Here is a 591-nt window from a genome sequence, read left to right on the forward strand (position 1 = left end):
CCCTAGGTTGGATAGCTGAATATAAGCCGCTTGCATCTCTTCATTCAGCCATGTTTCATCTGCTGGCCGGGTAGACGAGCAAAGTTGAATGACGCGCTCAGTCGCTTGATTTATAGTGACTTTATATTGATGCTTGCGCTGAAACTTTTTAAGACTTTTTGATGGCTTAAACGTTAAAGGATCAAACACAGCACGTGGCGAAGGACTCCACCATAAAATGGGTTCTCCTGGACCATACCAAGGGAAAATACCTTGGTAGTAGCCACTCAAAATTCTATGTGGATCTAAGTCTCCGCCAAAAGCCAACAGACCATTGGGATCTGACAGAGCTTCGTAAGGGGATGGGAAGTTGAACGTTGAATCGAGTTCAGTTAAATAGATTGCCATAGAAAAGTACTGACCAATATCGAACCAAAGGAACTTGTGATGACTCGAGTTAGAAAATTTTTGAAAGTATGTCCTTGGATCATACTGTTTTTACCCCTTTTCGCCAATGCAGCGTACCAAAGGAATGTCGCAAAACCAGTGAATGAAGTGGTGTACGGGAAGATAGATTCAGTGCGTTACATCACTCAACAAGAAGTTGTGCAA

The 591-nt window shown here is 42.8% G+C and carries 1 protein-coding gene; it reads right to left on the bottom strand.

The annotated features are described in order from the left end of the window. The coding region (locus R7040_RS28250) for a leucyl/phenylalanyl-tRNA--protein transferase (protein ID WP_411978227.1) at positions 1 to 387 on the bottom strand (387 nt) is incomplete at its 3' end. Between the last annotated feature and the right edge of the window lie 204 nt (positions 388 to 591).

The organism is Vibrio sp. 1069, from assembly GCF_033340555.1.